General features: G+C 45.4%; 2 protein-coding genes and 2 pseudogenes. All 4 read left to right on the top strand.

From position 1 onward, the window contains the following. The first annotated feature begins 186 nt into the window (after nt 1-186). The 4 genes and pseudogenes from BG74_RS00355 (at nt 187) to sixA (ending at nt 3,220) form a co-directional block, all read left to right on the top strand. Nucleotides 187-709, top strand: a pseudogene (locus tag BG74_RS00355) (DsbE family thiol:disulfide interchange protein). A gap of 9 nt (nt 710-718) precedes the next feature. After that, nucleotides 719-946, top strand: a complete 228-nt coding sequence (locus BG74_RS00350) for a hypothetical protein (protein ID WP_066595637.1) — start codon at nt 719-721, stop codon at nt 944-946. Between the two features lie 45 nt (nt 947-991). Then, nucleotides 992-1,750, top strand: a complete 759-nt coding sequence (mlaA, locus tag BG74_RS00345; RefSeq protein WP_066595634.1) for a phospholipid-binding lipoprotein MlaA — start codon at nt 992-994, stop codon at nt 1,748-1,750. 980 nt (nt 1,751-2,730) lie between these two features. Beyond that, nucleotides 2,731-3,220, top strand: a pseudogene (gene sixA / locus BG74_RS00340) (phosphohistidine phosphatase SixA). The last annotated feature ends 1,436 nt before the right edge of the window (nt 3,221-4,656 follow it).

Here is a 4,656-nt window from a genome sequence, read left to right as displayed (position 1 = left end):
GAGGAGCTTGACGGAGGCTCGTGGGTCGTATGCCTTCTTATTACAAGCCGTTATTACAAGCCGCTCGTGAACTGGATTTGGCTGAGCGGGTTATTTATGGTCGCTGGTAGTGTTTGCTGTTTGTTAGACTCTCGCTATCGGGCGGGTAAAAAGACCTGTCTGACGGGCAGCGGGGTGCCTACACATATGAGCTACAATCTGCTGTTTATGCCTTTGGCACTGTTTTTTCTGTTGTCGCTCGCTTTTTACCGTAGTAGTTTGACGCGCGGCGTCCACGGCGACAATCCTACGCGCCTGGGGTCAGTGTTGATAGGAAAATCGTTCCGGCCTTGACCCTGGCGTCTCTGGAAGATCTAGGTATATCTAGGTAAAACCTACAATCAAGTAGTGCTGCTTGACGGGCGTCCTTGGCTGCTTAATGTCTGGGCTACCTGGTGTTCCACCTGCCCCGCCGAGCACCAATTCTTCAACGGTCTCGCAACACGGGGTGTTAGGATCGTCGGTATCAACCAAAAAGACAATCGCCCTCAGGCATTGGCCTGGCTGAACACGTTTGGCAACCCTACATAATGAGCATGATCGACGGCGGCGGTATTCTTAATCTGGATCTCGGAGTGTATGGTATGCCAGAGTCATTTCTTATTGATGAGAAGGGGTAATCGCGCGCTATCGCCATGCCAGTGATATGAACGGCCGGATCTGGATGTAGGATATCTCTTTGCTCTATAGCCAGTATGGCGGGAAAAATGAGGCGCTCAACGATATGGCTTTGCTGGGCGACCTGCTGCTAGGCGCTTGTGCTGCGGCGGCCATGTTGATATTCATCAATTCAGCAAAGTGGCGCAAGAACAGCAGTACCGCTCAACCGCAGCGCGGTGACTGGTTCGGAGAAAGTACGACGCAGCTATTTAGCAGTAACGGTCGGGTAGCATTTGAGATAGACTAGAAGCTTCCCTAGCGATGGCATAAGAAAATACAATGGAGTTCTATAATGAATTTTCGCCTGTCAAGTGTGGTGTTTGCCATCGTCCTGCTTCTAGGGTGCGCTACTCATCAAAATCAGGACGACCAAGGCCGGTCAGATCCTCTGGAAGATTTCAACCACAGCATGTTTAATTTCAACTATAACGTGCTGGATCCATACGTGGTGCGCCCGGCGGCAGTAGCCTGGCGGGATTATGTGCCGAAGCCGGCGCGTAACGGGTTGAGCAATTTTTTTACCAACCTGGAAGAGCCTGCCACAATGGTCAACTACTTTGTTGAGGGCAAGCCATACAAAGCGATGGTTCATTTCAACCGTTTTTTCCTTAATACCCTGCTCGGTATAGGGGGTTTAATAGATGTAGCTTCCATAGTGAACTCGAAGCTAGCCAAAGAGGAGCCGCGACGTTTTGGCAGTACGCTGGGCAATTATGGCGTCGGTTACGGGCCGTATATGCAGCTTCCCGGCTACGGCAGCTTCACGCCACGTGAGGACGTCGGCAGCCTAGTGGATAATCTCTACCCGCTGTTGAGCTACCTGACCTGGTGGATGTCCGCCGGCAAATGGGCGTTGGAAGGCCTGGAAACGCGCGCTCAACTTCTGGATTTAGATGGCCTGCTGCACAATTCGCAGGATCCCTACGCCATAGTGCGCGCCGCCTATTTCCAGCGGCATGAATTCCTAGCCAGTGATGGCGTATTGACGCTGCAGGAAAACCAGAACGCCGCCGCCATCCAAGGCGATCTTAACTCGATAGATATCCAATAAACGGCGCTGTCCTATGTGGTCAATGGCTTAACTTCCGGATTGCAGAGGTAACGTGCCGGTCGGGGAGGGCAAGTTAACAGGGAGTCAGAGAGCGACTGATGGTGTGGCGACCCTCCGGGGTGCGGTTATGTTAGTGCCGTCTAGTGCCGCTGCACTCAGTATGACGTTCTGTTTACGGTTTTACTATATCGGTAACTATTTGGAAATATAGAACTATATCTCCTTACCTCTGGCGATAAAAATGCGTCTTTCTAAGATCTATTATGCACCGAATATTCTGTTAAAAAAAGTACAATTTGCGTATAATTATTTCCTATAATTAGTAAGATTGATGACTAGCTCCCTACCATAGGTCACCTGGCAAGAGGAACATAATTGCTAATTAACTGAACAAATGCAGCGCAAATGAAACGGCAGCTTACTGCTGCGTTGACTTTGGCATCATCATTATTGACAATTAAGATTGCAAGGCGAGCTTTGGCCGAGAATTTTTACAGTCCACCAGCAGGCAGAATCGATGTTGGCCTCGCTGTAGGAAAAAAACCTGCGTGGTGGAATCTGAACCTTGCCAGATCAATGCCAAGATTGAACTGCAGGATAACGGTTTTGTGCTTTACGCAGATTTTACTTTTTCTGTCAGAATGAAATTATTATTTTTCAATTTTGTCTACATTAATTCCATTTTATAACTATAATTCTGAGACATAAAGTAAAGTATAGATGCTATTTTTGTTCCGATATAAGAATATTATCATGGTATTTATGCACCATTATGACAAATTTTTTGTCATAACCTGATATTGACTCCCATGGTAGAGTTGATGTAGAAGTAGCGTTTTGGTCAGATGAGACGCTCATTTGATACGGTCGTTATACCGCCACCGTGGGTAGATGTCGCCTCGGCCTGTATGTCAGTCGCAGAGGCTGGGGCATTACCCAGCCGACCTGGCGCGTTTTTCCCCCAACAATAACGGTGCATTATGCAAGTTCTAATTATGCGACATAGCGATGCTATTTCCGAGGCTGCCAGCGATATGGAAAGACCCCTAACCGATCGGGGCCATGACGAATTCAGCTTGATGGCGCTCTGGCTTAGCAGCAAAGTGGTGGATATTGATCGGGTGTTGGTCAGTCCCTATCTGCGCGCTAGGTAGACGCTCGATACCCTGCGGGTATATCTGGTGTTTGCTGGACGGACATGAAATGTTGCCGGAGCTGACGCCGGGCGGGGGATTGCCGGACTGGTATGCTGCTTGCCTGCAGGCGCTGATGAATGAAGGGTTTAAATTGGTGTTGATCATCTCTCATTTGCCATTGATGGGAGATCTGTTGGGGGATTAATGCCCCGAAGAGGAGCGGACGCCGATGTTCGCCACTTCGGGCATGGCTGGAATTGATCTGGACGCCGTCAACGGCAGCGGCAAGCTATACTGGCAAGTGGGGCCAACGCAACTGCTGTCAAAAGTCTGAAAAAATAGCGTGCCGGACGCAGCGAAGGGTGTCCAGAAAAGGGTAGAATGACCATTCTCTCCCTGCTAGACGCGTTGCTACGACGTTTTCGGACGCTGACTCCGCTAATCGATATTGTTCCGATTGCACTTACGACTAGTAGTTCTGCCGCACTATGCAGGTCGGCTTACCGCCACCTCCCTGCTTGCAAAGGACCAGGTGGCTTTCAGGATGACTTAGCCGCTCTCTGCAGCTTTTCTCTTACCCGAAACTGGTTAAACAGGATCGGCGTCAGTGTGGGGATCGTCAGCAGATGTCTTATCAGGTGGGATGGCCGCCCATTTTTACTGCTCACTTCCTTTTATATGCCAGACTCCGCACCAGTCTACCGGCGTGTTTCTGTTTTATCTTTTAGGATGATTTCACTCTCGGCGGTTTTTTAGCCATCACCTTAATGGACATTAAAGGTATCTGTTAATCTGCGCAGCACTAAGCACCTAAAAAAGTTTAGCTCACTCACGCCCTGGCGCAAATATAGCAAACATGACCGCATGACTGCCGCTGAGTTATCTCACCCCTAAATCTTACTTTAAATCTCACTTCAAATCTCACCTTAAACACACTGCTGAGCTACTTTATTCTCTATATAAAGCGCTTTTTACGTAGTGAATACGCAGTTTTTTAACACACCGAGGTCACAGGGGTAGAGGTGCTCTTTACCGTCCGGTCAAGGTAGGGTAGTTACGCAACTCACTTAAGACAAACGATATATGTAGGTTCTCTACTTATATTAGGTATTTCAATTAAAATAATATTATATATCGTGAAAATTTAATTTATATTTACACATTAAATTAATAATGATTGTTAATCAACATTAATAATAATTGTTTCTCATTATCAAACTTGCGAAGAGCGGGTAAAATTTTTAACAAATGTTAAGATAGGGGTTTAGGGGGATAATATAAAATTCAGGCAATCAAGATCTGCAGAAATTTCCGTTTATTTCCCATATTCCAGATAATTCTATTATACAAACGGTAAAATTTTTTGGTCGGATTACTCAATATCGTTAATAGCGGCGGTTATTTTTTCCTTTCTTCATTCATTTTTATACCAGAATTTATTTGGAAAATTTCATAGTTTATGCGGTTAGGATCGTTTTTATTTTCATGTTTAACGTCTCTTCAACTTCTCAATATTACTTTCTTTTCTTCGTTTAGTCAGATTTTTAGTCATGTGTTTATCTGCCTATCTTGTTAGTATTGGTAATTATATATTTAATAGTTCAAAGTAATTTTTTTAAGTTTTATTTATTCAAATCAAATTGTCGGTATGGTAACCTATACTATAAAATTTTTTATTATATAAACTATGGTCTATGAGATGAATATTATCACTCAACCTTTTTTATAAATTATTATACATTTTTATACTTAAAAATTAAGTCTTCCCAT

This window comes from Sodalis-like endosymbiont of Proechinophthirus fluctus, assembly GCF_001602625.1.
GTDB lineage: Bacteria > Pseudomonadota > Gammaproteobacteria > Enterobacterales > Enterobacteriaceae.
Note: the sequence above shows the minus strand (reverse complement) of the source record. Positions and strands in the feature narration are given on the sequence as shown.

Bases quoted from the DNA above. Each gene is read 5' to 3' on its own strand.
- mlaA (WP_066595634.1), top strand. From the start codon at position 992: ATGAATTTTCGCCTGTCAAGTGTGGTGTTTGCCATCGTCCTGCTTCTA.